Source organism: Spirillospora sp. NPDC127506 (assembly GCF_040302145.1).
Taxonomy (GTDB): Bacteria; Actinomycetota; Actinomycetes; order Streptosporangiales; family Streptosporangiaceae; genus Spirillospora.
Genome location: NZ_JBEORG010000018.1, coordinates 37,242 through 64,234, shown reverse-complemented (window position 1 = coordinate 64,234; position 26,993 = coordinate 37,242). Strand labels below are relative to the sequence as shown.

The 26,993-nt window shown below is 72.3% G+C and carries 16 protein-coding genes and 1 pseudogene; 11 read left to right on the top strand and 6 right to left on the bottom strand.

Annotated features, from left to right (window positions below; genetic code table 11):
- Positions 1-45 precede the first annotated feature (45 nt).
- Entirely contained in the window at positions 46-813 is a 768-nt protein-coding gene (locus tag ABTW95_RS18645) for a deoxyribonuclease IV (RefSeq protein WP_500226904.1), read from the top strand.
- Positions 814-1,058: 245 nt separating this feature from the next.
- Positions 1,059-1,439, top strand: a complete 381-nt coding sequence (locus ABTW95_RS18640) for a DUF4190 domain-containing protein (RefSeq protein ID WP_396452579.1) — start codon at positions 1,059-1,061, stop codon at positions 1,437-1,439.
- 3 nt (positions 1,440-1,442) lie between these two features.
- On the opposite strand, the gene ABTW95_RS18635 is transcribed toward ABTW95_RS18640, so the two are convergent.
- A complete protein-coding gene (locus tag ABTW95_RS18635; RefSeq protein WP_500226903.1) occupies positions 1,443-1,910 on the bottom strand; it encodes a barstar family protein in 468 nt (155 codons plus the stop codon).
- Between the two features lie 302 nt (positions 1,911-2,212).
- On the opposite strand from ABTW95_RS18635, the gene ABTW95_RS18630 reads away from it, so the two are divergent.
- Positions 2,213-3,142 (top strand): MerR family transcriptional regulator, encoded by a 930-nt coding sequence (locus ABTW95_RS18630; RefSeq protein WP_500226902.1) that lies wholly within the window; start codon positions 2,213-2,215, stop codon positions 3,140-3,142.
- A gap of 34 nt (positions 3,143-3,176) precedes the next feature.
- On the opposite strand, the gene ABTW95_RS18625 is transcribed toward ABTW95_RS18630, so the two are convergent.
- The 3 genes from ABTW95_RS18625 to ABTW95_RS18615 all read right to left on the bottom strand — a co-directional run bounded on the left by ABTW95_RS18625 (position 3,177) and on the right by ABTW95_RS18615 (position 10,135).
- Positions 3,177-4,610, bottom strand: a complete 1,434-nt coding sequence (locus ABTW95_RS18625; protein ID WP_500226901.1) for a glycosyltransferase family 87 protein — start codon at positions 4,608-4,610, stop codon at positions 3,177-3,179.
- A gap of 117 nt (positions 4,611-4,727) precedes the next feature.
- The gene (locus ABTW95_RS18620) at positions 4,728-7,319 is read right to left on the bottom strand and encodes a transglycosylase domain-containing protein (protein ID WP_500226900.1); all 2,592 of its coding nucleotides are present in this window, start codon (positions 7,317-7,319) and stop codon (positions 4,728-4,730) included.
- A gap of 287 nt (positions 7,320-7,606) precedes the next feature.
- Positions 7,607-10,135: a transglycosylase domain-containing protein gene (locus ABTW95_RS18615; RefSeq protein ID WP_500226899.1), complete on the bottom strand. Its 2,529-nt coding sequence runs from the start codon at positions 10,133-10,135 to the stop codon at positions 7,607-7,609.
- 1,464 nt (positions 10,136-11,599) lie between these two features.
- On the opposite strand from ABTW95_RS18615, the gene ABTW95_RS18610 reads away from it, so the two are divergent.
- From ABTW95_RS18610 to ABTW95_RS18595, 4 genes are all read left to right on the top strand, one after another.
- A complete protein-coding gene (locus ABTW95_RS18610; protein ID WP_500226898.1) occupies positions 11,600-12,223 on the top strand; it encodes a PadR family transcriptional regulator in 624 nt (207 codons plus the stop codon).
- A gap of 68 nt (positions 12,224-12,291) precedes the next feature.
- Positions 12,292-13,371, top strand: coding sequence for an inositol-3-phosphate synthase (locus ABTW95_RS18605; RefSeq protein WP_396451643.1), 1,080 nt, complete (start codon positions 12,292-12,294; stop codon positions 13,369-13,371).
- Between the two features lie 187 nt (positions 13,372-13,558).
- Positions 13,559-15,334 (top strand): ABC transporter substrate-binding protein, encoded by a 1,776-nt coding sequence (locus ABTW95_RS18600; protein WP_500226897.1) that lies wholly within the window; start codon positions 13,559-13,561, stop codon positions 15,332-15,334.
- 19 nt (positions 15,335-15,353) lie between these two features.
- Positions 15,354-16,640 (top strand): MFS transporter, encoded by a 1,287-nt coding sequence (locus ABTW95_RS18595; RefSeq protein ID WP_500226896.1) that lies wholly within the window; start codon positions 15,354-15,356, stop codon positions 16,638-16,640.
- Between the two features lie 15 nt (positions 16,641-16,655).
- On the opposite strand, the gene bioA is transcribed toward ABTW95_RS18595, so the two are convergent.
- Positions 16,656-17,945 carry an adenosylmethionine--8-amino-7-oxononanoate transaminase gene (gene bioA, locus ABTW95_RS18590; RefSeq protein ID WP_500226895.1) on the bottom strand — a complete coding sequence of 430 codons (1,290 nt, stop codon included), beginning with the start codon at positions 17,943-17,945 and terminating at the stop codon, positions 16,656-16,658.
- A gap of 314 nt (positions 17,946-18,259) precedes the next feature.
- Positions 18,260-19,699 (bottom strand): annotated as a pseudogene (locus ABTW95_RS18585) (CCA tRNA nucleotidyltransferase); the annotation flags it as partial.
- 378 nt (positions 19,700-20,077) lie between these two features.
- On the opposite strand from ABTW95_RS18585, the gene ABTW95_RS18580 reads away from it, so the two are divergent.
- The 4 genes from ABTW95_RS18580 to ABTW95_RS18565 all read left to right on the top strand — a co-directional run bounded on the left by ABTW95_RS18580 (position 20,078) and on the right by ABTW95_RS18565 (position 26,837).
- A complete protein-coding gene (locus ABTW95_RS18580) occupies positions 20,078-20,626 on the top strand; it encodes an aminoacyl-tRNA deacylase (protein ID WP_500226894.1) in 549 nt (182 codons plus the stop codon).
- Between the two features lie 116 nt (positions 20,627-20,742).
- A complete protein-coding gene (locus ABTW95_RS18575; protein ID WP_500226893.1) occupies positions 20,743-23,295 on the top strand; it encodes a DUF6049 family protein in 2,553 nt (850 codons plus the stop codon).
- A gap of 22 nt (positions 23,296-23,317) precedes the next feature.
- Positions 23,318-25,027, top strand: a complete 1,710-nt coding sequence (gene murJ / locus ABTW95_RS18570) for a murein biosynthesis integral membrane protein MurJ (protein ID WP_500226892.1) — start codon at positions 23,318-23,320, stop codon at positions 25,025-25,027.
- A gap of 211 nt (positions 25,028-25,238) precedes the next feature.
- On the top strand, positions 25,239-26,837 hold the full coding sequence (locus ABTW95_RS18565; RefSeq protein ID WP_500226891.1) for a protein kinase family protein: 1,599 nt from the start codon (positions 25,239-25,241) through the stop codon (positions 26,835-26,837).
- Positions 26,838-26,993: the final 156 nt, after the last annotated feature.

Here is a 26,993-nt window from a genome sequence, read left to right as displayed (position 1 = left end):
GCCGATGGGCGCCCGGGTGTCGGCGGGCGCGGATAGGCTCGGGGCATGCGCATCGGAGCCCATGTCGACCAGCACAACCCGCTCGACAACGCCCGCGCGGTCGGCGCGGACGTCGTCCAGTTCTTCCTGGGCGACCCGCAGGGCTGGAAGAAGCCCGTCCTGCCCGAGGGCGTCGAGGCGCTGGCCGGCTCCGGCGTGGACGTGTACGTCCACGCGCCCTACACGATCAATGTCGCGACGTCCAACAACCGGATCCGCATCCCGAGCCGCAAGAACCTCACCCAGCAGCTTGAGGCGGCGGCGTCCATCGGGGCCAAGGCGCTGATCGTGCACGGCGGGCACGTCCTGAAGGACGACGACCCCGAGACCGGCTTCAAGAACTGGCGCAAGGTGTTCGAGCGGGTCGAGTGTCCGATTCCGGTCTACATCGAGAACACGGCCGGCGGCGGGAACGCCATGGCGCGCAAGTTCGACCGCATCGCCCGGCTGTGGGAGGTGCTGTCCGGGGTCCCCGGGCTGGACTCGAAGCTCGGCTTCTGCCTCGACACCTGCCACGCGCACGCAGCGGGCGAGGAACTCGTCGACGCCGTCGACCGGATCAAGGCCATAACCGGCCGCATCGACCTGGTGCACTGCAACGACAGCCGGGACGCGTTCGGTTCGGGCGCCGACCGGCACGCCAACCTGGGCGCGGGCAGCATCGACCCGGAACTGATCCTGGGCGTGGTGAGGGCCGCGGGCGCCCCGGCGGTGGTGGAGACGCCGGCGGCGGGGCAGGCCGACGACATCTCCTGGCTGCGTTCGAAGCTCTGACGAGGTCGCGTTCGCAGCTCCGGCGAGGTCGCGTTCCGAGTTCCGGAGGTTGCGTTCGCAGCTCCGGCGAAGGCAGAGTCGGGTCCGTCCCTGAAACCCTCTAGGCGTGCGCGGCATCTAACCCGCATGCGACCGGCCCGACGACAAAATCCGAAGGTCACGTCACACTGAGATAGTCAGGAACCCAGCCCTCAGCGCACGCGTGTTCTCTCCGGCGGCGGGCGCGCGAACCGATCGGGAAGCACATGGCACAGCCCCCTTACGACCCCTACGGCTACGGGCAGCAGCATGACCCCTACGCCCAGCCCTACTCCCAGCCCCCGGCGGTGCAGCACCACTACTACGGGGCCTCGGTGCCGATGGCCCCGCCGACGAACGGGATGGCGACCGCGTCGCTCGTGTGCGGCCTCATCGGTTTCTTCGCCTGCGGCGTCACGTCCGTCCTGGCGATCATCTTCGGGCACGTCTCGCTGAGCCAGATCAAGCGGACCGGCGAGGGCGGGCACGGCATGGCCGTCACCGGCCTCATCCTCGGCTACCTGATCACCGCCGGCTGGGCGCTCATCCTGGTCTTCTACATCCTGGGGATCGCGATGTTCGCCGCGAGCAGCGGCACCACGTACTGACGGTCAGACGAGCCGGGGGACGCCCGCGACCTCCACTCCCACGCTGGACATCAGCACCGTCATGGGGGTGGGGGTGTCCCGCCACGCCTTGACAGCGTCCCCGAACACGTCGAGGACGACCTTCAGCGCCTTCTGGTCGGCGTCGGCCAGCTCGGACCACGCCTCGTACAGCACCACGTAACCGTTCTTCGCGGGCGCCCACGACAGGTCCTTCAGGCAGCCGGCCAGGTCGTCCCAGTCGCCGCCGGCCAGCTCCGGCGCCTCGAAGACGCCGGCGCACAGCCGCAGGAACGCGTCCTTGTCGCGGGCGCGGCGGCCGTCGAGGTGGAAGCCGCGCCAGCCGGCCTCCTCGGCCCGCTGCGTCCAGTTCGTGTCGCCGACCGCGCCCGGCACCGGAGGCGTCCGCCACTGGTAGACGCCCGGTTCGAGCCGTCCCGCGAGCAGCGCGTTCAGTGCTTGGTTCGCGTCCACGTCCTCTCCCGGCAGTTCCTGCGTTCCCGCGGCCCGTTCCCCGCGGGAGGCCGGAGCGTCCCCCGCCTGCCGCGATCACTTCCCCGGCATCCGCCGCGAAATCTCCCATTACGGGCACATTCCGGCCACGGTCGTCCCCGCACGACGCCCGCGATGGTCGCACATGCGCCCCGGCCCCGGCCAGCGAACCCGGCCGCACCCGCCGCGGGTCGCGGCCGGCGAGGGCATCCGCCGCCCCGGACCGGGTGGGGGGGAGCATTGGGGTTGAGTCTCCAGCGGGTGGAGGGCCCAAGGTGAGGGGCATGGACGGCGGAACGATGTACACGATCGGGGAGCTGGCGCGGCGCACCGGGCTGCCGGTGCGGACGATCCGGTTCTACTCGGACGAGGGCATCGTGCCGCCGAGCCGCCGCACCGAAGCCGGCTACCGGCTGTACGACGCGGACGCCGCCGCGCGGCTCGACCTCGTGCGGACGCTGCGCGACCTCGGCGTCGACCTCGGCACGATCCAGCGGGTGCTGGCCCGCGAGATCGGCGTCGGGGAGGTCGCGGCGGCGCACGCCGAGGCGCTGGACGTGCAGATCCGGACGCTCAGGCTGCGCCGGGCCGTGCTGCGGGCGGTGGCGAAACGCGGATCCGACCCGGAGGAGATCGAACTCATGCACAAGCTCGCCCGGCTGTCCGACGAGGAGCGCCGGCGGATCATCACCGACTTCATCGACGAGTCCTTCGCCGGGCTCGACGTGGACCCCGGCTTCGAGGCGAAGATGCGGTCCGCGCTGCCGGAGCTGCCGGACGACCCCGCGCCCGAGCAGGTCGACGCCTGGGTCGAGCTGGCCGAGCTGGTCGGCGACCCCGGTTTCCGGGCGTCGGTGCGGCGGATGGCCGAGCACCAGGCCGCCGAGGTGCGGAAGGGCGCCCACCCCGAGGACCCGGCGCGGCTCGGCCGGCTGACGGGGGAGAAGATCGCGGCGGCGATCGCGGACGGCGTCGAGCCCCGGTCGGACGCGGCCCGCCCCATCGTCGACGAACTGGTCGCCGCCTACGCGGAGGCGTCCGGCACCACCGACACCCCGGAGTTCCGCCGCGAGCTGCGGAGGCGGACGGAGATCGGCACCGACCGGCGCGCGGAGCGCTACTGGCAGCTGATCGCCGTCATCAACGGCTGGGAGGTCTGGCCCGCGATGACCCCGTCGTTCGAATGGTTCATCGAGGCCCTGCGCGACGACTGAGCGGCGACCGGCCCGTCACGGGGACGCCGGCACGTCACGGGGACGCCGGCGCGGCGCGCGGCGCGCCGCGCCGGCGTGCCAGCGAGACCACGTCGGCGGCTCCGTCGAGGACGCCGCCGGCGGGGTCGTCCTCCCCGTCCGCCCGGACGGCGTCGGCGGACGGCCGCAGGATCTCCCACACCACCAGGGCGGCCAGGAGGAGGACGGTCACGAACCGGGCGAGCAGCGCCAGCGAGTAGACGTCCTTGCTGATGCCGCCCTCGGGCGCGTCCAGGCTGAACACCGCCGACAGGGTGCCGGAGAGGTCCGCGCCCTGCGTCTGGGCCGACACCGACAGCAGGAACCACCAGATCCCGAAGAAGTAGACGATCTCCCCGATCTGCCACGCGACGAACGCGGGCAGCTTCGGCCGGGCCAGCGCGGCGAGCGGCAGCAGCCACAGCACGTACTGCGGCGACCACACCTTGTTCGGCAGCATGAACGCGACCAGCACCAGGAACAGCAGCTGCGCGACGCGCGGGCGGCGCGGCGCGGCGAGCGCGAGGACGGCGATCCCTGCGGCGAGGACGAGGAACGTCCCGGTGCCGAGGAGGTTGAGCAGGCCGGTGTCGGCGGCCGGCTTCTCCAGCCCGTGGTCCTGCAGGACGAAGAAGACCGACCCCCAGTCGACGCCGCGTTTCTGGCTGAAGGTGTAGAACTCCTTCCAGCCGTCCCACGCGAACACCATCACCGGCAGGTTGACCGCCAGCCAGGCCCCGGCCGCGCCGGCGAGCAGCCGCCCCATCGCCCGCCACTGCCCGGCGCGGACGCACAGCAGCACGAGCGGGCCGAGGAACAGCAGCGGGTAGAACTTCGCGGCGACCGCCAGCCCCAGCAGGGCGCCCGCGAGCGCGGGGCGGCGCGCCGACCAGGCGGCGACCGCCAGCGCGGACAGCCCCACCGCGAGCAGGTCCCAGTTGATGTACGCGGTGAGCAGCAGCGCCGGGGACAGCGCCACCATGAGCCCGGCGCGCAGCGAGCGCCGTCCCGCCGCGTACGCCGTCGCGAGGACGGCCACGACCGCGAGGACGGCGAGGAGCAGCGCGGTGACGTTGAAGAACGCCATCCCGCGGGCGTCCACCCCGAACGGCCGGACGAGCCACGCCACAAGCTGCATGAACCCGCCGCTGAGCACCGGGTACTCCACGTAGTGGATGTCGGACCCGGTGAGCGCGTCGAAGTACGGGACCTTGCCGTCGCTCAGCCCGCGCACGTAGTAGAGCGGGTAGACGTCGGTGTAGCAGGCGTTCGTCGTCGTCTTGATGAAGTCGAACCGCACCGACGCGCAGGGCTGCTTCTGCAGCCAGCCGAGCAGGCACACCAGGGCGGTGAGCCCGGTCAGCACCGGGGCGAGCCGCATCAGCCGGCCGGGGCGGTCCGCCGTGTCGCTGCCGGTGGACGGCGCGAGCCTCTCAGAAGACGACGACATGGACAGCAAGGGTATTCGCCGCCGGCCACACCCTGATCACGAAGGCGGCCCGGAGCCGCACGGGCTCCGGGCCGCTCTCACGCCGCCGGACTCGGGCCGCCGCCTGCGCGGTGCCGGCTAGGCCCCGTTCGCGCCGCCCGGGTTCTTCGGTTCCTCGTCCCGGCAGGCGGGGTCGTTGCGGTGCTCGGGTTTCGCGCACCACCAGCTCTTGTCCCCGTCCGGCGGAAGGTTCGGGTTGCAGCCGACCGGCAGGTTGAACTGGTTGCAGGGCTGGTCCTGCCCCGGCTGGATGGTCGGCGTGTTCCCGGGGGTCGGCGTGTTCTGCTGGCAGCCCGGCTGCGGGTTCGGCTGGCCGGGACGGCAGTTCGGCGAGTTCGTCGGGCTCGGCGTGTTCGACGGGGTCGGCGTCGGCTTCGCCTTCGCCCACGGGGCGACCTGCCCGCCGTTGACCGGCGGCGGGAACTGGGCGATCTCCTTGCCTTCGAGCGCCTTCAGCATGAAGCGCTTGAACAGGTCGGCCGGGACCGTACCACCGTAGACCTGGTTGTAGCCGCCGACGCCGACCAGCGACTTGCGCTTGCCGTTCTTGTCCTGCCGCCACATCGCCGCCGCGGTCGCGAGCTGCGGCGTGTAGCCGACGAACCATGCGGAGTTGTTCTCTTCCGCGGTACCGGTCTTACCGGCGACCGGGCGGGAGCCGAGGCTCGCCCGCGTACCGGTACCGGACCGGACGACGGCCTGCATCGCCGCGGTGGCGTCCGCCGCGACGCCCTCGTCGAAGGCCGTCGTGGGCGTCTGCCAGGGCAGCTTGCTCAGCGACTTGTGCTCGTTGTTGTAGACGGCGCGGCCCTGAGCGTCGGTGATCTTGGCGATCACGTGGGCGTCGCGGTGCTTCCCGCCGGCGGCGAACGTCGAGTAGACCGACGCCATCGTCACCGGGCTCGCGTCGATGACGCCCAGCGGCAGCGACGTGATGTCCGGCTTGAGGTCCGGGGTGTCCGGGGGGATGCCCATCTTCTTCGCCATCTCCACGACGTTCGACAGCTGGACCTTCTGCCCCAGATCGACGTACGCCGTGTTGATGGAGTGCTCGGTCATCTGCAAGAGGTTGTAGACGCCGTTCTCCGACCGGTTGTCGTTGGTGAACGTGTGCCCGTTGATCACCCGGCGGTAGCTGCCGTCCATCGTCGTCTTCAGGCTGATGCCCTGGTCGAGGGCGGTGGCGAGCACGATCGGCTTGAACGACGAACCCGGCTGCACCTTGCCCTGGAAGGACGCGTCGAAGGGCCGCTTCCGGTAGTCCGGACCGCCGTAGGCGGCCACGACCCCGCCCGTCTTCGGGTCGACCGCGGCGAGCCCGAACCAGATGTCGGACTTGAGGTTGTTCTCCTTCCTGATCTGCTTGACGAGCTTGTCCATGTAGTCCTGCAAGCCCTTGTTGAACGTCGTCGTGATGCGCAGGCCGCCGGTCGACAGCCGCTCGTCGTCGATGCCGAGCTCGTGGAGCTCCGCCTTCACGCGGGCTTCGAGGTAGCCGGCGTTCGGGTCGTCGGGGGTGTCGCTCCATTCCTTCTGCGTCTGCGGGAACTTCGCCGCGGCGCGCTTGCCCTCGTCGAGCCAGCCCTTCTCGACCATGCCGTCGAGGACGTAGTTCCAGCGGTTGATCAGCGCCTGCTTGGCCGGGTTGGACGCCGGGCCGTAGGTGGCGAAGTAGCCGGGCCGCTGGATCAGCGCGGCGAGCATCGCCGCCTGGTACACGTTGATCTCGGTGACGGGCTTGTGGAAGTAGGCGCGGGATGCCGCCTGGATGCCGTAGGAGTTGCGCCCGAACGGGACGACGTTGAGGTACAGCTCAAGGATCTTCTTCTTGTCCATCTCCTTGCCCATCCGGATGGAGATGAGGATTTCCTTGAACTTGCGGCTGACCGTGCGGTCCTGGCTGAGGTTCGCCCAGTAGTTGCGGGCCAGCTGCTGGGTGATCGTCGAGGCGCCGGCGACGTCGCCGCCGGTCGCGGCCCGGTAGATCGCGCCCGCGATGCCGGTCGGCGAGATGCCCGGCTCGGTCCAGAAGTTGCGGTCCTCGGCGGCGAGCACCGCGTCCTGCACGAACTTCGGCACCTTGTCGAGCGCGATGTCCTCGCGGTGGGTGCCGACGCGGGCGAGCGTCGTCTTGCCGTCCGCGTAGGTGATCACCGATTCCTGGCGCAGCGCGTCCTGCTGCTTCTTGGTCGGCAGCGGGGTGTTGGCGTAGGCCACGACGACGAGGACGGCCATGCCGAGGATCATCACGCTGACGATCGCGACCGAGACCTTCCAGGACGGGATGTAGCGCCGCCAGCCGGTCTTCTGGTTCGGGTCGTCGGCGCGCCTCTCGCGCCGCCTGCGGCCCTCGTCGCCCCAGAAGCCGTCGTCGCCCCCGCCGCCCGAGCCGCCGGGGCCGCGCCCGCCGGGACCCCCGGGACCGCCGGGGCCTCCCGGACCGCCCGGACCGCCGGGACGGCCGCCCGGGGCGCGGCGCGGCGGAGGTCCGCCCGGCCCCGACCGCGAGGCCGCGGGCGTTCCGCGGCGCCGCCCGCCGCCGGGGGCGCCCATCCGCGCGGGCCCGCCGGCCCGTCCGCCCGCCCTGCCCGCGCTCCGGCCGCCGGGCCGCGGCGCCCTGCCCGGCGTCGGCGAGCCGGACGGCCCGCCGCGCTGCCCCCCGGACGGCATGCCCGCGGAACCGGGGCGGGGGGAGCCCCGGCGGCCAGCACTCTCTCCGTTGTCCGGTCCGTATCGGCTTGGGTTACTCACGCGGCCTCATCAACTGGGGGACGGCTGTGCGTCGTCCGAGCGTACTGTGCCCCTGATGCGGAGGAGGCCGATGAGCCGGCGCCGCCCGCCCGCGGGCCGGACGGGAGGGCCCGCTCGGGGCCGCTGGCGTGCGGCAATTCGCGGACATGCTTCATGTCACACCCCCAACTTTCAGAGGACGGTTCGGGTGACGGTGGTCCACCGGTTCACTCCGGTGGCCTGGCCAGGGGAAGGAGCGGCACCAGACTCCGCGTCTGGACGCTGCGGCCGCCCTTCCGGTTGCGGCAGGCCGGGTCGCCCTGGTGGATCTGGCACCACCACCGGGGCGGCGGGTTGCTCGGCGGCTTGTTCGGGTCGCAGTTGCCGTCCGAGAACGGCGACTGGCACGGCGGGAGGTTCCCGTTGCCGTTCCCGGGGCCGCCGTCGTCCTGGCAGCGCGGGTCCTGCCGGCCGATCGGCAGCCTGCACCACGGCGGCCGGTGGTCGTCCTTCTTCTTGGGCGGCTTCGCCCACCGCTGCACGATCCCGCCCCATGCGGGCGGCGGGAACGGCTTCGCCTCCACGCCCTGCAGCGCGTGCGACATGTAGGACCGCCAGATGCGGGCGGGGATCGTGCCGCCCTCGACCGTGCCGATCCCCGGCAGGACCACCGACTTCTTCTTGCCGTCCGGGCCGTTCGCGTCGTTGAAGATGGTCACCGCCGTCGACACCTGCGGGACGTAGCCGACGAACCACGACGAGACGTTCCGGTCGGTGGTACCGGTCTTGCCGGCGGCCTGGCGCCCGTCCGGCAGCGCCGCGGCCGTGGCGGTACCGGCCTTGATGACCTGCTGCATCGCGTAGGTGGCGTCCGCCGCGACCTTCGGGCCGAACACCCGGTGCGTCTCGACCTTCGGCTTCAGCCGGACCCTCTTGTTGTCGCTGTACCTGACCACCCGGATCACGTGCGGCTGGTGGTAGACGCCGCCGCTGGCGAACACCGCGTAGCCCGCGGCCTGCTCGATCGGGCGGATGTTGTTGACGCCCAGCGCCAGGTTCAGGCAGCACTTGTGCGGTTCGAGCAGGTCGGACGCGATGCCCGCGTCCTCCTCGGTCTTGATGACCTCCTCGATGCCGACCTTGCCCATCAGCTGGATGAACGCGGTGTTCACCGAGTCCTGCGTGGCGGTGATCAGGTTGATCGCCGGGCCCACGTCATGGCTGTTCGGGACGATCGTGGCCCGCGGGTCGTCCTTCGACGTCACGCTGCCGTCCGGCGCGATCGGCGTCTTCGACCGCCCCTCGACCGTGCTCTTCAGGCTGTAGTTCTGCTTCAGCGCCGTCGCCAGCACGTACGGCTTCATCGCCGAACCGGCCTGCGCCGAGCCCTGCCACACGTTGTTGAACGACTGGTCCAGGTAGTCGGGCCCGCCGTAGAACGCCACGACCTCGCCGTTCGCGGTGTTCACCGACACCAGCCCGACGCGGATCTTCTTCTTCGCGAGCTTCTTCGGGTTCACCTGCGGGACGGTCTTCTCGGCCGCCCGCTTGGCCATCGCCATCCGCTTGCGGTCGAACGTCGTGTAGACGCGCAGGCCCTCGGTCGTCAGCTCCTTGCGGTCGAGGCCCTGCCGGCGCAGCTCCTCCATCGCGCGCGTCAGCATGTAGCCGCGCTGGCCGCCGTACAGCTGCTTGTCGCTGCCCGGCTTGCTGATCTTGGGCAGCCGCTTCATGTACTTGGCGGCGTCGGCCTCGCTCATCTTGCCCATCGAGACCATGCCCTTGAGCGTGTACTGGTAGCGCGCGGTCACCCACGCGCGGTTGTCCTTGTCGCCCGGGTCCCGGTTGGGGTTCTGGATGATGCCGCCGAGGACGGCCGCCTGGTCGGGCTTCAGCTCCCACACGTCCTTGCCGAAGTACTCGCGGGACGCCGCCTGGATGCCGTAGGTGTCGCGGCCGAAGTAGATCGTGTTCAGGTAGAGCTTGAGGATCTCGTCCTTGGTGTACTTGTCCTCCAGCTTCAAGGAGATGAACAGCTCCTTGAACTTCCGGCTCACCGTCCGGTTGTTGGGGTCGGAGTAGTAGTTCTTCGCGAGCTGCTGCGTGATCGTGGAACCGCCGCCCGACCCGCCGGTCAGGTTGTCCCACACCGCCCGCGTCGTGCCCTTGATCGAGAACCCGGGGTCGGTGCGGAAGCTGCGGTTCTCCGCCGCGAGCACCGCGTCCTGGACGAACGGCGGGACCTGCTTCAGCTCGACGCTCTGCCGCTTCTTGCCGATCCGGCCGATCTCGGTGCCGTCGGTGTAGTAGAAGATCGACGCCTGGTCCTCGACGCCCGCGACCGTCGGCTCGGCGGGCGTCGGCGTGTTCGCGTAGGCGACCCAGATCAGCGTGACGAACGCCGCGATGCCGAGACCGCAGACGCCGGCCACCACCTTCCAGGACGGGATGAAGCGCCGCCATCCCGTCTCCCGGGACCGCAGGTGCCCGAGCATCCCCTTCTTCTTGGGCGGCATCCCCGGGCCGCCGGGACCACCGGGACCGCCCGGCCCACCCGGCCCACCCGGGCCGCCGGGGCCGCGCGGTCGTCCGGGACCGCCCGGACCGGACCGGTTCGCCACCCGCGTCCCCTTGCTGCGGAACGTGGAGGTCAGCTTCGCCCCGAGCTCCTGCCCGGCCTTGCCCAGCTCCTGGAGCTTGTCGCGGACACCGGGCTTCGGCGCCGCCCGGAAACCGGCGGCACCCGCGGCACCCATGCCCGCCGCCGCACCCATGCCCGCCGCCGCACCCATGCCCGCCGCCGCGCCCATTCCGGGGCCACCCATTCCGGGGCCACCCATTCCGGGGCCACCCATGCCGGGTGCGCCCATACCGGGGGCGCCGGGGCCGTTCAGCGCGGGCGGCCCACCGGGGGCCCCGCCCATACCGGACGCACTGGGCACGCCGCCGGGAGGAGGCCCGGCTCCAGGCTCGCCGTTGCCGCCGAAGCCCCCCGGCCTCGCGCCACCGGGAGCACCCGGCGTCCCCTGCCCGGCGGCACCGGGAGAGCCGCCCGGCATGCCCGGACCGCCGGGCCCGCTCCGAGCGCCGGGCCCGCCCGGTATGGCAGGACCGACCGAAGTCGACGCCGCGGACCCCGGCACGGCATGCCCGCCGGCACCCGGACTCCCGGCACCGCCGGCGCCGCCGAAAGCGCCCGGACCACCGGGCGCCCCCTGCCCCGCACCGCCGGCCGGGCCGCCCGGCATGCCAGGCGCCGTCTGCCCCGCGGAGGGGGCTGGGCCGCCCGGCGTGCCCTGTCCGGCGGCCGGGATCGGGCCGTTCGGCGCGGGCGACGCGCCCGGCCGGCCGAGCGGCGCGCCCGGCGAGGCTGGCTCGGGGGCGGCGTGGCGTCCGGCCCGGGGCGGCTGGGGCGCCGGCGGGACCGCGGGAGTCGGGGCGGTCGGGGCCGCGCCTCCCGGGCTTCCCGGGCTTCCTGCGCCGCCGGGGCCGCCCGGGGCGGCATGGCCGCCCATGAAACCGGCGTCCGATGTCCCCTGGACGTCAGGGTTCTGTGGCTCCCCGGGCATGCCGAAGGCATCCGGGCGTCCGGTGCCGCCGGCTCGGGGGGTCTGCTGCCCGCCCGGCCGCTGCGACCCGGGTTCCGGTCGGGGCTGGCTTGGATTACTCACGCGACCTCATCAACAGGGGACAACGGTTGCTGCCAGGGGCCGAGAGGCGGCCTCCGGCCCTTGTTGCGACTCGTGCGCCGTCCGAAGAGTACTGTGCGGGCTGGTGAGCGGGGGGAGCGTGTGCACGTCGAAGGCCCGTCCCGGCTGGTCAGCGTCCCGCCCATGAGAACGGCCGGGTGGTTCCTCCTTCGTCGTCCGCCGTCCGGGGCCCTGCTCCCCGGGATGGAGGACGCTCGACATGACCGGGTGGTTCCACGCGCAACTTTGGCACACTTCGGCCACATACACCCTGGATTCGCCGTATTCGGTGTCCTACCTCGGCGATGATCCTTTGCGCGCGAGCGAAGATCGTCCGGACGCGGGACGGGACGGGCGGCGGCGGTCATGCCGTCCAGTACGCTCCTCGGCCCGCCGGGGCTCGATCCGGACGTTCCGGACGGCCCACTTGCCAGACCGGGACCGCGTACGTATCTTGTCGATGTATCGAGTGAATGTATCGACTCGATACATCGGATCGAGACATCGGCTTCTGCGGAAGAGGGAACCGGGATGGCGGCCAGGAAGGGCGCGGGCGTGCTGGAGCTCGCCGTGCTCGGCCTGCTGCACGAGGCCCCGATGCACGGCTACGAGCTGCGCAAGCGGCTCAACGCGCTGCTGGGCATGTTCCGGGCGTTCTCCTACGGGTCCCTCTACCCGTGCCTGAAGCAGCTCCTCGCGGACGGGATGATCACCGAGGACCGCTCCGCCGAGGAGAACACGCCGCTGGCACTGCAGAGCCGCCGGTCGAAGATCGTTTACAAGCTCACCGCCGACGGCAAGGAGCGACTCCAGCAGCTCCTCACCGAGGCCGGCCCGGCGGCGTGGGAGGACGAGGGGTTCGGCGTGCACTTCGCCTTCTTCTCGCACACCCGCGCCGACGTCCGGCTGCGGATCCTCGAAGGCCGGCGCAGCCGACTGGAGGAGCGGCTGGAGAGCGTCCGGGCCGCGCTCGCCCGGACCCGCGAGCGGGTCGACTCCTACACCCTGGAGCTGCAGAACCACGGGCTGGAGTCGGTCGAACGCGAGGTCAGGTGGCTCAACGAGCTCATCGGGCGGGAGCGGGCCGAGCAGGAACAGCAAGCACAGTCAGCTAAGCGAATTGACCAGGACATGCCTCGGGACGAGGGCCGCTGAGCGGCGGCCCGGCGCCCTCGGGGGCGGGTGAAACACCACATGTTCCGCAAGAGAGAAGGAGCAACCGGATGGGTTCGGTGCGCGTAGCCATCGTGGGTGTGGGCAACTGCGCCTCTTCACTCGTCCAAGGTGTCGAGTTCTACAAGGACGCGGCCCCCGACACGAGGGTCCCCGGCCTGATGCACGTCCAGTTCGGCGATTACCACGTGGGCGATGTGGAGTTCGTCGCGGCGTTCGACGTGGACGCCAAGAAGGTCGGGATGGACCTGTCCGAGGCCATCCACGCCAGCGAGAACAACACCATCAAGTTCGCCGACGTCCCGCCGCTCGGCGTGACGGTGCAGCGCGGCCACACCCTCGACGGCCTGGGCGAGTACTACCTGGACATGGTCGAGGAGTCCGACGCCGAGCCGGTGGACGTGGTGCAGACGCTGAAGGACGCCGAGGTCGACGTCCTGGTGTCGTACCTGCCGGTGGGCTCGGAGGAGGCCGACCGCTTCTACGCCCAGTGCGCCATCGACGCCAAGGTCGCGTTCGTGAACGCGCTGCCGGTGTTCATCGCCAGCGACCCCGAGTGGGCGCAGAAGTTCACCGACGCGGGCGTCCCGATCGTCGGCGACGACATCAAGTCGCAGGTCGGCGCGACCATCACGCACCGCGTCATGGCCCGCCTGTTCGAGGACCGCGGGGTCGAGCTGCTGCGCACGTACCAGCTCAACTTCGGCGGCAACATGGACTTCATGAACATGCTGGAGCGCAAGCGCCTCCAGTCGAAGAAGATCTCCAAGACGCAGTCGGTCACCTCGCAGATCCCGCACGAGATGGCGAAGGCGGACGTGCACATCGGCCCGTCCGACCACGTGCCGTGGCTGGACGACCGCAAGTGGGCCTACGTCCGGCTGGAGGGCAAGTCGTTCGGCGACACGCCGCTCAACCTGGAGTACAAGCTGGAGGTCTGGGACTCCCCGAACTCCGCCGGCGTGATCATCGACGCCGTCCGCGCGGCGAAGATCGCCAAGGACCGCGGCATCGGCGGCCCGATCCTGTCGGCGTCCTCCTACTTCATGAAGTCCCCGCCGGAGCAGTACAACGACGACCAGGCGCACGACGCGGTGGAGAAGTTCATCCGCGGCGAGGTCGACCGCTGAGCCCGAACGCTCGCTGAGAGTCTGATCACAAACTCTCCAAAGGACGCCCTGACAGTGGACATCCGCTGTCAGGGCGTCCTTACTTCTGGAGAGAAAACGGTGATGTACCGGCCCTTTGTCACTCTGTGGCCCTACTGTGACACCGCCGGTGACTGCGCGCCAAGGTCTGAGTGTTCGAGGTGAGAACGTGACGGCACGCGAGATGTTCAAGGTGACGGTGGGGCTGACGGGGCTGCTGGTCGGCCTCGCCGGATGCGCTGGGGGAGGTGACGACGCCTCCGCGGGGCAGGGCCGCGACGGGGGGACGCTGCAGATCATCGGGTCGTCCGACGTCGAGCACCTCGACCCGGCGTCGGTGGCCAGCGTCGGGGCGTACGGGCTCGTCCGCACGTTCGCCAGGACGCTGTTCGGGACGCGCGCGTCCAACGACTTCCAGGAGACGGTGCCCGTCCGGCCGGACGTGGCGGAGCGCATCCCGACCCGCGAGAACGGCGGCGTCGGCAAGGACCGCCGCACGTACACGGTGCGGCTGCGCGACGGCGTCCAGTGGAACACGAAGCCGCCCCGCCCGGTGACGGCGCACGACTTCGTCCGGGGGTTCGAGCGGCTGTGCAACCCGGCGTCGCCGTCCGCCGGCAAGCAGTACTTCATCTCCACGCTCAAGGGCATGGACGAGTTCTGCCGCGGCTACGCCGCCGTCGACGGCAAGGACCCGGCGGCCATGGCCGCCTACCAGCGCGACCACGGGTTCGAGGGCGTCCAGGCCAAGGACGACCGCACGCTCGTGTTCAAGCTGCGGCGTCCCGCCGGCGACTTCCTCAACCTGCTGACGCTGCCGTACACGGCCGCCGCGCCCAAGGAATACGACGCCTACGTTCCGGACGGCCCGGAACTCCGGCAGCACACGATTTCGGACGGGCCGTACCAGATCACCGAGTACCGGCCCGGCATGTCGTACGTGCTCGCGCACAACCCGGCGTGGCGGGCCGGCGCCGACCCGCTGCGCGAGCGGCACGTCGCCGAAATCCGCATCACCCTCGGGCAGGACTCGCCGGAGGCCGTCCAGCAGCAGATCGAGCAGGGCACCGCCGACCTCGCCTGGGACCAGCCCGTCCCGACGTCGGCGATCCCCCGGCTCCGCGACGACCCGCGCTTCGCGATCAGGGAGACGCCGAACAACAGCCCGTACCTGGTGTTCAACACGCGCAGCCCGAACAACGGCGGCGCGCTCGGCGAGCGCCAGGTCAGGCAGGCGCTGGAGTACGCGATCGACCGCAGCGCGCTGATCAAGATCGTCGGCGGGCCGTCGGTGGCGCGGCCGCTGCACACCGTGATCCCGCCCGGCAACTCCGGCTACGCGCCCCTCGACCACTACCCCACGCCCGGCGAGACGGGCGACCCCGCCAAATGCCGCGAACTGCTCAGCCAGGCCGGGAGCGGCAAGCTCACGCTGAAGTTCCCCTACCGGACGAACAGCGTCCACAAGCTCATCGCCCAGTCGATCGCGGACAACCTCGACGCCTGCGGGGTCGAGACGGAGCTCATCGCCGACTCCAGCGGCTCCTTCTACGCCGGCACCCTCGGCACGCCCGCGCGCGCCGAGGCCGGCGACTGGGACATCGCCGCCCCCGGCTGGGTGCCCGACTGGTACGGCAACAACGGCCGCTCGATCATCCAGCCGCTGTTCGACGGCCGCACCTACGGCCAGAACTCCACCAACTACGGCGGCTACGACAACCCGCAGGTGAACGCCCTGATCGACGCGGCCCTCACCGCCCCCGACGCCGAGCACGCCGCCGGCTACTGGCAGCAGGCCGACCAGAAGATCATGGAGGACGCGGCCATCGTCCCGCTCCTCGACCGCGCCCAGACGCTCTTCCACTCGTCCCGCGTCCACGGCGCCCTCTACCTCCCGACCACCGCCGGCTACGACTACACGCGCCTCTGGCTGAGCGGCGGCTGACAGCACGTATGGTGAGCGCGTGAAAACGGGACAGTTGCGGGGGATTCTGCGCGGGCGGGATTTCCGGCGGCTGTACGGGACGCGGCTCGCCTCCCAGCTCAGCGACGGCGTGTTCCAGGTCGCGCTGGCCGGCTACGTGTTCTTCTCGCCGGAGCGGCAGGCGACGGCGGGCAAGGCCGCCGCCGCGTTCGCGGTGACGCTGCTGCCGTACTCGGTGCTCGGCCCGTTCGCCGGGGTGTTCATCGACCGGTGGCGGCGCCGGCAGATCCTCGTGTGGACACCGGTGCTGCGCGCCGCGCTGGTGCTGCTCGTCGCGGGCCTCGTGGCCGCCGGGCAGGACGGCGCGGGCTTCTTCCTCGGCGTCCTCGTCGTGCTGGGCGTCAACCGGTTCTTCCTCGCGGCGCTGTCGGCGGCGCTGCCCCACGTGGTGCGGCGCGGCGAACTGGTGACGGCGAACGCGTTCACGGTCACGTCCGGGACGGTCATCGCGTTCGCCGGCGGCGGCGCCGGCTACCTGCTGCGCCTGGTGTTCGGCGCGGGGCACGAGGGGACGGCGCTGATCCTGGTGTCGGCGGCGGCGCTGTACCTGCTCGCGGGCCTGGTCGCGACGACGCTGCCGAAGGGGCTGCTCGGGCCGGACGCGCCGGACACGTCCCGCGTCCGCGACACGCTCGGCGGCGTCGTGTCCGGCCTCGCGGACGGCGCGCGCCATCTCGCGCACCGGCCGCAGGCGGCGCTGGCGCTCGGCGCGATCTCCTTCCACCGGTTCCTGTACGGCGTCGTCCTGATCATGACTCTGCTGCTGTGCCGCAACCACTTCGCGGACGACCCCGACCGCGGCCTGGAGACGTTCGCGCTCATGCTCGGGGTGTCCGGCGCCGGCTACTTCGCGGCGGCGCTGATCACCCCCGCGGTGGTGCGGCGGATCAGCAAGCAGGCGTGGACGGCGTGGCTGCTCGCCGCGGCGGCACTGGGCCTGCTCCTCTTCGGGACGCCGTTCGCGGAGCGTCCCTGGGCGGTCGGCGCCTTCCTGCTGGGCGTCGTGTCGCAGGGCGTGAAGCTGTGCGTCGACACGACGCTCCAGGAGGTCGTCGACGACGCCTACCGGGGGCGGGTGTTCGCCGTCTACGACATGCTGTTCAACGCGACGTTCGCCGCCGCCGCGGCGGCCGCCGCGACATGGCTCCCCTCCGACGGCCGCGCCGCCCCGACGCTCCTCGTCGTCGTCGCCGCCTACGCCGCCGGCGCGGCCGCCTACCGGACGGCCGCCTCCCGCCTGCGCCGCCCCGCGCCCGCCCTCCGCTGACCGAGCGGCGCCGGGTCAGAGGGACTCGGCGGCGGCGTGCAGCGCGGCGGCGATGTGGAGGACCTCGTCCTCCGTGCAGACGTACGGGGGCATCGTGTAGATCAGCTTGCCGAAGGGGCGCAGCCAGACGCCGTGCGCCATCGCGATCTCCTGCACGGACGCCACGTCCACCGGTTCGCGCGCCTCGACGACGCCGATCGCGCCGAGGACGCGGACGTCCGCCACCCCGGGGAGCTCAGCGGCGCCGTCCAGTTCGCTGGTGAGGACCGCCTCGATGGTGTCGACCTCGTCCCGCCAGTCGCGCGACAGCAGCAGGTCGATGGAGGCGGACGCGACGGCCGCGGCCAGCGGGTTCGCCATGTAGGTGGGGCCGTGCATCAGTACGTCCGCCTCGCCCGAGGCGATGCCCTCGGCGACGCGGTCGGTGCACATGGTGGCGGCCATCGTCATGTATCCGCCGGTCAGCGCCTTGCCGAGGCACATGATGTCGGGCGCGATCTCAGCGTGGTCGCAGCCCCACAGCTCGCCCGTCCGGCCGAACCCGGTGGCGATCTCGTCCAGGATCAGCAGCAGGCCGTGCTCGTCGGCGATGTCGCGGAGCGCGGCCAGGTACTCGGGCGCGTAGAAGCGCATGCCGCCGGCGCCCTGCACGACCGGCTCGACGATGATCCCGGCCAGCTCGCCCGCGTGCTCGGCGGCGAGCCGGGACAGCTCGGCCAGGTAGGTCTCGTCGGGCTCCGCGGTGTACCCCAGCGGGGGCGGCGGCGCGAACACGTGCTTCGCGAGGACGTCGGTGAACAGGTGGTGCATGCCGTTCACCGGGTCGCAGACCGCCATGCCGCCGAACGTGTCGCCGTGGTACCCGCCGCGGACGGTCAGCAGCCGGTGCCGCTCGGGACGCCCCCGCGACCGCCAGTACTGCAGCGCCATCTTGATCGCGACCTCGACCGCCACGGACCCGGAGTCGGCGAAGAACACCTTCGTCAGCGGCTCCGGCGTGATCTCGACGAGGCGCTCCGCGAGCCGCACGGCCGGCGGGTGCGTGAGCCCGCCGAACATCACGTGCGCCATCTTCCCGAGCTGCCCGGTGACCGCCGCGTTCAGCTTCGGGTGGTTGTAGCCGTGCACGGCCGCCCACCACGACGACATCCCGTCGATCAGCTCGGTGCCGTCCGCGAGCGTCAGCCGCACGCCGTCCGCCGACACGACCGGCAGCACGGGCGCGGAGGCGGGCATCGGCGCGTACGGATGCCAGATGTGCTCCCGGTCGAACGCGAGCATCCGCTCGGCCTCGCGGGGACTCATCCGCCCCAACTGAAGCGGAATCACGCCTCACCGCTCCCGGCGCCCACCCCGCCGGCCCCGCCACCGGCCGCCTTGCGGTCTGCGGCCGCCTCCTCGCCGGACGGCTCAGGCTCCGCCGCCGCACCACCGGCCGCCTTACCTCCGGCTGCTTTGCCTCCAGCCGCCTCGCGGTCTGCGGCTGCGTCCTCACCGGACGGCTCGCCTCCGCCGGCCTCGCCTCCGCCGGCCTCGCCACCGGACGGCTCAGGCTCCGCCGCCGCGTCCTTGGCGGCTGCCCGGCCTCCGCCGGCTTCGTCTTCGGCGGGGGTGGGGAGGATGCCTTCGGCGGCGGCCCAGGCGCGGAGTTCGGCGGCGGCCGCGTCCTTGCCGATCAGGCCGCGGTCCAGGCGGAGGTCCAGGAGGAACTTGTAGGCCCTGCCGACGAGCGGGCCGGGCTTGATGCCGAGGATCTCCTGGATCTCGTTGCCGTCGATCTCCGGGCGGATCGCCGCGAGCTCCTCCTCCTCTGCCAGCCGCTCGATGCGCCGCTCCAGGTCGTCGTAGGTGCGGCGGAGCCGCTCGGCCTTGCGCCGGTTGCGGGTCGTGCAGTCGGCGCGGGTCAGCTTGTGCAGCCGGGAGAGCAGCGGGCCGGCGTCGCGGACGTACCGGCGGACGGCCGAGTCCGTCCACTCGCCGGTGCCGTAGCCGTGGAACCGCAGGTGCAGCTCGACGAGGCGGGACACGTCGTTGACGACGTCCTTCGGGTAGCGCAGCGCGGTCAGCCGCTTGCGGGCCATCTTCGCGCCGACGACCTCGTGGTGGTGGAACGACACCCGCCCGCCGTCCTCGAACCGGCGCGTCTTCGGCTTGCCGATGTCGTGCAGCAGCGCCGCGAGCCGCAGCACGAGGTCGGGGCCCTCTTCCTCCTGCGCGATGGCCTGCTCCAGGACGATCAGCGAGTGCTCGTAGACGTCCTTGTGCCGGTGGTGCTCGTCGATCTCCAGCCGCAGCTTCGGCAGCTCCGGCAGGACGTGCCCGGCGAGGCCCGTCTCCACGAGCAGCGCCAGGCCCTGCCGCGGGTACATGCCGCAGATCAGCTTGGACAGCTCGTCCCGGACCCGCTCGGCGGAGACGATCTCGATGCGGGGCGCCATGTCCTTCATCGCGCGGACGACGTCGGGCGCGACGGTGAAGCCGAGCTGCGAGGCGAACCGGGCGGCGCGCAGCATCCGCAGCGGGTCGTCGCCGAAGGAGTCCTCGGGCTTGCCGGGGGTCCGCAGGACCTTGCGCCGCAGGTCGGTCAGGCCGCCGAACGGGTCGACGAACTCGTGGCCGGGCAGCCGCGCCGCCATCGCATTCACCGCGAAGTCGCGGCGGCGGAGGTCCTCGACGAGGGACGTCCCGTAGGAGACGTCGGGCTTGCGGGACTTCGGGTCGTACGACTCGCTGCGGTAGGTGGTGATCTCCAGCTCGACGCCGTCCTTGCGGAGGCCGACGGTGCCGAACTCGATCCCGATCGTCCAGTGCGCGTCCGCCCAGTCGCGGACGATCTCCAGGGTCTGCTCGGGCCGCGCGTCGGTGGTCAGGTCGACGTCCTTGGTGGGGCGCCGCAGCAGCGCGTCCCGGACGGGTCCGCCGACCAGCGCCAGCTCGTGACCGGCCGCCGCGAACAGGGCGCCGAGTTCGTCGGCGACGGGGGCGATCCCGCGCAGCAGCTCGGCGATCGCGGTGCGCTGCGAGGACTCCGGGGTCACGTTCTGGTTGGGCACGGCCATCGAGCGTATTTCCTTGATTGACGGGCTGACAAAGGACTTTCCGATGATCGCGGGCCCCCGCCCGGGAGCCTTTGCGGGGCCGGAGCCGGACGGGCCCCTTCACATGGCGCGATCTCCGGGTTACGTTCTGGACACCCCGATGACGCCAGCGCGACCGCCGGTGAGCCTCCCGCACGACAACGGTAGCGGGATCCAGAGGGCCCCGGTCCGCCGCACGTGCGGCTGAGGCGCATCGCGAGGGTTTACGTGACGTATGACACGAGTTAGGCCACTCGTTCCGGGTATGTGGGGATATCCCGCGCAGAGTGCGAAGCACGGGGACACAGCGAAACCAGTTCCGGGGGTGAGCGGGGAGACCCCCGCGGGATGGAGCCTGACATGAAGGACGCTCTCGCCATCCACCGCGCACTGCTCGAATGGGAGACCGTGCACGAGATCGTGCGGCTGCCCGTCGCGATGGCCCACGCCGACGAACTCCCGAAGGCGCTCGGACTCCCGGCGGAACGGTGCCTGGTGACGCGCGTCTACTCCTGCGACGACGCCCGGCGCGGCCGCCGCTTCCTGACCGGCGTGATCGTCCCGGCGGGCGAGCGGCCGGCGATGGAGGCGGTCCGGCGCACCGTCGGCGCCCGCACCGTCCGCCCGGCGCACCCGGACGTCGTGAACGCCGCCACCGAGTACGCGGCGGGCCTCGTCTGCCCGCTGCTGCTGCCCGACACGATGCCGCTGCTGATCGACCACCGCCTGGCGGACGGCCTGCACGGCGACGACGTCGTCTACACCGCGACCGGGGAGGCGTCCACCGCCCTCGGGATCAGGGGCGGGTCCCTGTACGCGCTGTGCCACGCCAAGCCCGTCGACCCCGTGCCCCCGGCGCCCATCCCGGCCCCCGCCGGCACCCCGGAGGGCAGCCGCTCCCGCGCCTGACCGCGCACCGCGTCCCCCGCCCCGGCGCTCGGGCACTCGCAAGGGGTGCGACGGACTACCATCGACGCCGTGGTGCGGGAAATGTTCGCCCGCCGTCCCGAGGCGGCCGGTAAGGCGTGAGGACGGTCAAACGCGCGGTGGCGCTGGCCGCTCTGCTGCCCTGCATGGCGATGGCGGCGCCCACGACGCTGGCGCCGCCCGCCCTCGCGCGGCGCGCCCCCGGCTCGGTGCCCGCGTCCGCGCAGGCGCAGGCGAAGGCGCAGGTCGCCATGGCGCTCACCCGGGTGGACCCCAAGAGCGCCGGCCCCAAGTCGCGGATCGAGATCTCGGGGCTCGCCATGAACCGCACCGGCCACCAGCTTCCCGGCCTCCACCTGCGGCTGCGCTACAGCGCGCAGCCCGTCAACAGCCGCAGCCAGCTCGACCAGCTCGCCGCCGGCCCGCCGAACGCGCTGCCGAACGTCGGCGAGGAGAAGCAGATCCCGGGGGCGTCCGCGCCCGGCGTGAAGCAGAGCTGGACGTTCCGCACCACGGTCGAGAAGCTGGGGCTGCGCGCCCCGCCCGGCACGCCCGGCGTCTACCCGGTCGGCGTCGAGGTGCTGAACTCGGCGCGGCAGGTCGTCGGCGGCGTCACCACGTTCCTCACGTTCATGCCGAAGGAACGGCACTTCAAGCCGGTCGCCGTCGGCTGGGTCTGGCCGCTGGCCGACCGGATGCACCGCACCAACGACCGGACGTTCCTCGACGACGACCTCGCCGCGTCCGTCGCGCCCGGCGGGCGGCTCAGCCGGCTGGTCGACGCGGCGTCCGCGACCGACACGCCCATCACCTGGGGGATCGACCCCGCGCTACTGGACGACGTGCAGCGCATGGCGTCCGGCGACTACACGGTACGGGGCCCCGGCGACAAGAAGAGCGTCCGGAAGAAGAAGAGCGAGGCCGCGGCGGCCTGGCTGACCAAGCTGCGCGACGCCTCGAAGAAGGACCCGTACTTCACCCTCCCCTACGCCGACCCCGACGTCGTGGCGCTCGTCCGCCGCAAGACGCCCCGCGACATCGGCGTCGCGTTCGACGAGCGCAACACCGGCGTCGCGACGCGGGTCCTCGGACGCGCCGCCGACGCGCACGTCGCCTGGCCGCCGTCCGGCGCCGCCGGGCCCGGCACGGTCGACCAGCTCGCCCAGCACGCGCTGAAGGACGGCGGCGCGTTCCTGATGAGCAGCTCGCAGTTCCAGAACCCGGCGACCGGCGCGCTGCCGAACGCGACGACGACGCTCCCGACGCACCACGGCGACAAGAAGACGCTCCTGTACGACGAGAAGCTCAACCAGATCGTCAGCGAGGGGTCGCGGTCGGCGTCCGGCGGGCTGCTGACCGAGCAGCGGTTCCTGGCCGAGACGGCGATGATCGCCGCGGAGGCGCCGAACCGGCCGCGCACCGTCGTCCTCGCCCCGGACCGGCACTGGAACCCCGCCGACGGGGTCGCGAAGAACCTGCTGAAGTACACCAAGGGCGCGGGCTGGCTGCGCGAGGTGCCGCTCGGCAAGATCGAGTCGGCCGCGCCGCAGGGCCGCGTCTTCAACGGCTACTCCGACGACTACCAGCAGTACGAGCTCGGCGACGCGCACCTCGCCCAGGTGCAGGCGATCTCCCGGCAGGCCAGGGCGTTCCAGGCGGTGATGACCGGCCCGGCGAAGATCTCCTACGAGCGGGCGGTGCTGCGCATGGAGTCGGCGGCGTGGCGGACGTCGCCGCGCCGGGCCAGGGCGGCCCGCAAGCAGCTGGAGGACGAGCTGACCGGGGACATGCACCTCGTCCGCATCGTCACCACCAAGAGCAAACGCGTGCTGATGGGCGGCAGCTCCGGCCGGCTGCCGGTGCTCGTGGAGAACATGCTGCCCGGCCAGTCGGTCAAGGTCCGGCTCGTCGCCACGTCCGAGAACAGCGCGAAGCTGCGGCTCGGCGGGCTGGAGCCGGAGGACGCGATCATCGAGCTGCGGCCCGGGGAGCGGGCGCAGCGCTGGATCCCCGCGCAGGCGGCCGGCAACGGCAACTTCCACGTCCAGCTCCAGTTGCAGATCCCCGGCTCGGGCGGCCGGACGTACGGGGACGGCGAGTCGATCACCGTGACCGTGACCGGCTACGGGCGTCTCGCACTCCTCATCACCGGCGGCGGACTTGCCGTACTCTTCGTGGGCGTCGGAGTGCGGGCCATCAGAGCGAGGCGCCGCCGGAAAGCGGAGGCAGCCGGTGACGGGTCGACCGGAATGGAATCGGCGGGAGCAGGGGGACAGGGGAGCGGGCTCCCCGGCCCCGGGTTCCCAGGGGCAGGGATACCCGCCGCCGAGTTCCCAGGGGTACCCGGGGCAGGGCGACCCGCAGGGCCGGGGATACCCGCCGGGCCCGCCTCCGCAGGGGCCTCCGCCGCCGGGCCGGCCCCCGCAGGGGCCCCCGCCGGGCCCGCCGCGCCAGGGTCCGCCCCCGCCGCCCCCGCAGGGTCCGCAGGGCCCGCAGGGTCCGCCTCCGCAGGGCCCGCCGCCCCGGAGACCGCAGGCGCCTCCGCCCCAGGGGCCGCCGCCGACCGCCCCGAACCCGGCGGGATACCCGAGTCCGCCGCCGACGGGCAGGCCGCGCGGCGCGGCGAACACCGCCGCCGAGACGGCGATTGACATCCCCGTCCCCGGCGGACCCGTGCCCGGAGGCGGCGCGCCCGTCGCCGAGACGGTCGTCGACGTCCCCGCCCCCGCGCCCGGCGACGGCGAGGGCGGCAAGGGCTCCGGCGGCATCCTCCGCTCCGGCGCGATCATGGCGGTGGGCACCCTCGCGTCCCGCGTCACCGGCTTCCTGCGCACCGCGGTCATCGTCGCGGCGCTCGGCACCGGCCTGCTCGCCAACGCCTACAACACCGCCAACACGATCCCCAACCAGATCTACGACCTGCTGCTCGGCGGCATCCTGACCAGTGTCGTCGTCCCGCTGCTGGTGCGGGCGAAGCAGCGCGACCGGACCTACGGCGAGCAGTACGAGCAGCGCGTGTTCACCCTCGCGGTGATCGGCCTCGGCGTCCTCACCGTCGTCGCGGTGCTGTGCGCGCCGCTGTTCATCGACGTCCTCGCGGGCAGCTACACCGGTGACCAGCGCAAGGTCGCCATCCTGTTCGCGCAGTTCTTCCTGCCGCAGCTGTTCTTCTACGGCGTCGGCGCGTTCGCCGGCGCGATCCTGAACACGCGCGGCAGCTTCGGCGCGCCGATGTGGGCGCCGGTGCTGAACAACATCGTGGTGATCGCCGTCGGCGGCGCGTTCCTCGCGATCACCACGGGCCGCGTCGACCCGTCCAGCATCACCGACGCCCAGCTCATGCTGCTGTCCGTCGGCACCACCGGCGGCATCGTCCTGCAGACGGTGGCGCTGTGGCCGTCGCTGCGCCGCGTCGGGTTCCGCTGGCGGCCCCGGCTGGACTTCAAGCGCGGCGAGATCGGCGAGGTCGGCCGGATGGCCGGCTGGACGCTGCTGTACGTCGTCGCCACCCAGACCGCGCTCGCCGTCGTCACCGCGCTCGCCAACGCCGCCGGGAACCGCGCCGTCGACGAGGGCCTCGGCGAGGGCTACGGCTACACCCCGTACTTCAACGCCTACCAGCTCTTCCAGCTGCCCTACGCGATCGTCGGCGTCTCGGTGATCACCGCGCTGCTGCCGCGGATGAGCCGGTTCGCCGCCGAGGGCAAGACCGCGGACGTGCGCGCCGCGTTCTCCAGCGGGCTGCGGCTCTCCTCGGTGATCATCATGCCCGCGGCGGCCCTGATGCTCGTGCTCGGCCCGGAGATCACCACCGTGCTGTTCGCGCACGGCAACACCTCCCACGACGACGCGCTGGTCATCGCGCGGGTCATGCAGATGTTCGCGATCGCGCTCGTGCCGTTCTCGATCTACCAGCTCATGCTGCGCGTCTTCTACTCCCACGGCGACACGAGGACGCCCGCGCTGATCGGCGTCGTCGTCACCGTGTCCAACATCGCGATGGCGTTCACCGCCTACAACGTCCTCGGCGTCAAGTGGATCGTGGTCGGCATCGCCGGCGGGTTCGCGATCACCAACCTGGTCGGCACCCTCGCCTGCTGGCTCGTGCTGCGCCGCAAGCTCGGCGGGATCGACGGCCGGCGCATCGTCGGCGGCCACCTGAAGCTCCTCGTCGCGGTCTGGCCGCTGATCGGGTTCGCCTACGCCGCGCACACCGTCGCGGACGCCGCCGGGGACACCTCCACGCTGCTCCCCGCGCTGGTCACCCTGGTCGTCGGCTCGGCGGGCGGCGGGCTGCTGTACGTGGTCTTCGCCAAGCTGATGCGGGTGGAGGAGATCCAGACGGCGATCGCCACGTTCGCGCGGCGGCTGCCCGGCCGCTGATCACCGGCCCGCCCGGCTCACCGTGACGCCGCTCGCATCGCAAAGTAAAAAGGACGCGCGGCGATAAGGCGGCCACTCACGCGAGTAAGCACTACCATGTGGGGGACTACGGCTTGCGGGGCGACACCCTGGGGAACGCAAAGAGGAGGGTCGGAGGCGTAAGCTGCCACGCCACGAACATGGGATCTGACCACCTGTGCAGGACGTTGCCGTGAGCACGTCAGTCATCGAGCCCGGTACGCGTCTCGCCGGCCGCTACCGCCTCGAAGAGCGCATCAGCGATTCCGGCGGATCGTCGCTCTGGAAGGCCATCGACGAGATCCTCGCGCGGGCGGTCGCCGTCCGCACCTTCGATCCCGAGTTCCCCCGGATCGCCGAGGCCGTCACCTCCGCCCGGTCCGCCAGCAGGCTGACCGACCCCCGCTGCACCCAGGTGTTCGACGCCGACGACTCCGGCGAAAGCGCCTACGTCGTCAGCGAATGGGTGGCCGGCGAGACCCTCGAGGGCATGCTCGCCAAGGCCCCGCTGGAGCCGGGCCGCGCCGCGACGCTGCTGTACGAGGCGGCCGAGGCGATCGCCGCCGCGCACTCCGCCGGGCTGTCGCACCTCTGCCTCACCCCCCGCGACCTCGTCTGGACGACCGGCGGCACCGTCAAGATCCTCGGCATCGCCACCGACGCCGTGCTGAACGACCGGCAGGCCGACGACCCCGCCGCCGAGGACGTCCGCGGCCTCGGCCGGATGCTGTACGCGGCGCTCACCGCGCACTGGCCCGGCGACGAGGACGCCTCCGACCTGCCCGCCGCGCCCGCGTCCGACGGGGTCCCGCACGCGCCCCGCCAGGTGCAGGCCGGCATCTCGCACGCGGTCGACGCGATCGTCTGCCGCTGCCTCGGCATCGGCGCGGCCGAGCCGCTCGCGTCCCCCGCCGACCTGGCCAGGGCGCTGCGCGGCGTCCCGCGCACCCCGCTGCCGCTGTTCGCCGGGCTGGGGCACGCCTCGCCGCCGTCCCCCCGCCCCGCCGCGCCCGCCCAGCCCCGGCAGGCCGCTCCGCCTCCCGCGCCGCCGCAGCCGCAGCCGCGGCGGCGGCCCGCGCCCGAGCAGCCGGCGCCGTCGCACGTCCCGCCGCCGCGCGCCCGGCACGGCGCGCCTCCCCCGCCGTCCACGTCGACCCGCACCGCGCCGGCGCAGGGCGCACCGAAGCGTCCCGCGAACCGGGCGCTGATCGGCGTCGCCGCGGCCGCGCTGACCGTCATCGTCGGCATCGGCGCCTGGGCGCTCACCGGCAACGGCGGCGGCGAGCCCAAGGACGGCGGCGTCACCGACAAGTCCAAGACCAGCGCGCCGCCCCAGCCGACCGTCGTGAAGCTCCAGGCTGCCGGCGCGACCGCCGTCCAGGACTCCAAGCCCGACCACCAGGACACCTCGATCTCCAAGGACGTCGGCTCCGTCATCGACGGCAAGCCGAGCGGCCGCTGGGAGACCCAGCGGTACGCCGACTCCGGCTTCGGCAACTACTCCAAGGGCCTCGGCGTCCTGCTCGACATGGGCAAGCCCGTCACCGTGGCCAGCGTCAAGATCTACTCGCCGGTGACCGGCGGGATGCTGCAGGTCCGGGTCGGGGACTCGCAATCCCCCGGCGATCTGAAGCGCGTCGGCCAGCAGCCCGCCAACGGAGGCGAGCTGACCATCACCGCCTCACCGCGGGCCACGGGGCAGTACGTCCTCGTCTGGTTCACCTCGCTGCCCTCGTCGCCCCTCCCCAAGGGCAGGCTCGGCGAGGTCACGGTCTACGGCACAACCGGCTGACCTTCGTCCACAGGGTGGACAAGGGCTGTGACGTGGAGTTGCTCTTGTCTGTATCGTGCCTGTGAGCAGAATGTCCCCTCGCCCCCAGGAACCTGTGGTGCAATCCCCAGCAGCCGGTCGTGGACGTCCGGCGCCGAACGGGCGTCCCGAACGAGA

Excerpts from the sequence above, each read along its gene's own strand:
- ABTW95_RS18645 (WP_500226904.1), top strand. The coding sequence starts at position 46 with ATGCGCATCGGAGCCCATGTCGACCAGCACAACCCGCTCGACAACGCC.
- ABTW95_RS18640 (WP_396452579.1), top strand. The coding sequence starts at position 1,059 with ATGGCACAGCCCCCTTACGACCCCTACGGCTACGGGCAGCAGCATGAC.
- ABTW95_RS18630 (WP_500226902.1), top strand. The coding sequence starts at position 2,213 with ATGGACGGCGGAACGATGTACACGATCGGGGAGCTGGCGCGGCGCACC.
- ABTW95_RS18625 (WP_500226901.1), bottom strand. The coding sequence starts at position 4,610 with ATGTCGTCGTCTTCTGAGAGGCTCGCGCCGTCCACCGGCAGCGACACG.
- ABTW95_RS18620 (WP_500226900.1), bottom strand. The coding sequence starts at position 7,319 with ATGCCGTCCGGGGGGCAGCGCGGCGGGCCGTCCGGCTCGCCGACGCCG.
- ABTW95_RS18615 (WP_500226899.1), bottom strand. The coding sequence starts at position 10,135 with ATGGGTGCCGCGGGTGCCGCCGGTTTCCGGGCGGCGCCGAAGCCCGGT.
- ABTW95_RS18610 (WP_500226898.1), top strand. The coding sequence starts at position 11,600 with ATGGCGGCCAGGAAGGGCGCGGGCGTGCTGGAGCTCGCCGTGCTCGGC.
- ABTW95_RS18605 (WP_396451643.1), top strand. The coding sequence starts at position 12,292 with ATGGGTTCGGTGCGCGTAGCCATCGTGGGTGTGGGCAACTGCGCCTCT.
- bioA (WP_500226895.1), bottom strand. The coding sequence starts at position 17,945 with ATGAGTCCCCGCGAGGCCGAGCGGATGCTCGCGTTCGACCGGGAGCAC.
- ABTW95_RS18580 (WP_500226894.1), top strand. The coding sequence starts at position 20,078 with ATGAAGGACGCTCTCGCCATCCACCGCGCACTGCTCGAATGGGAGACC.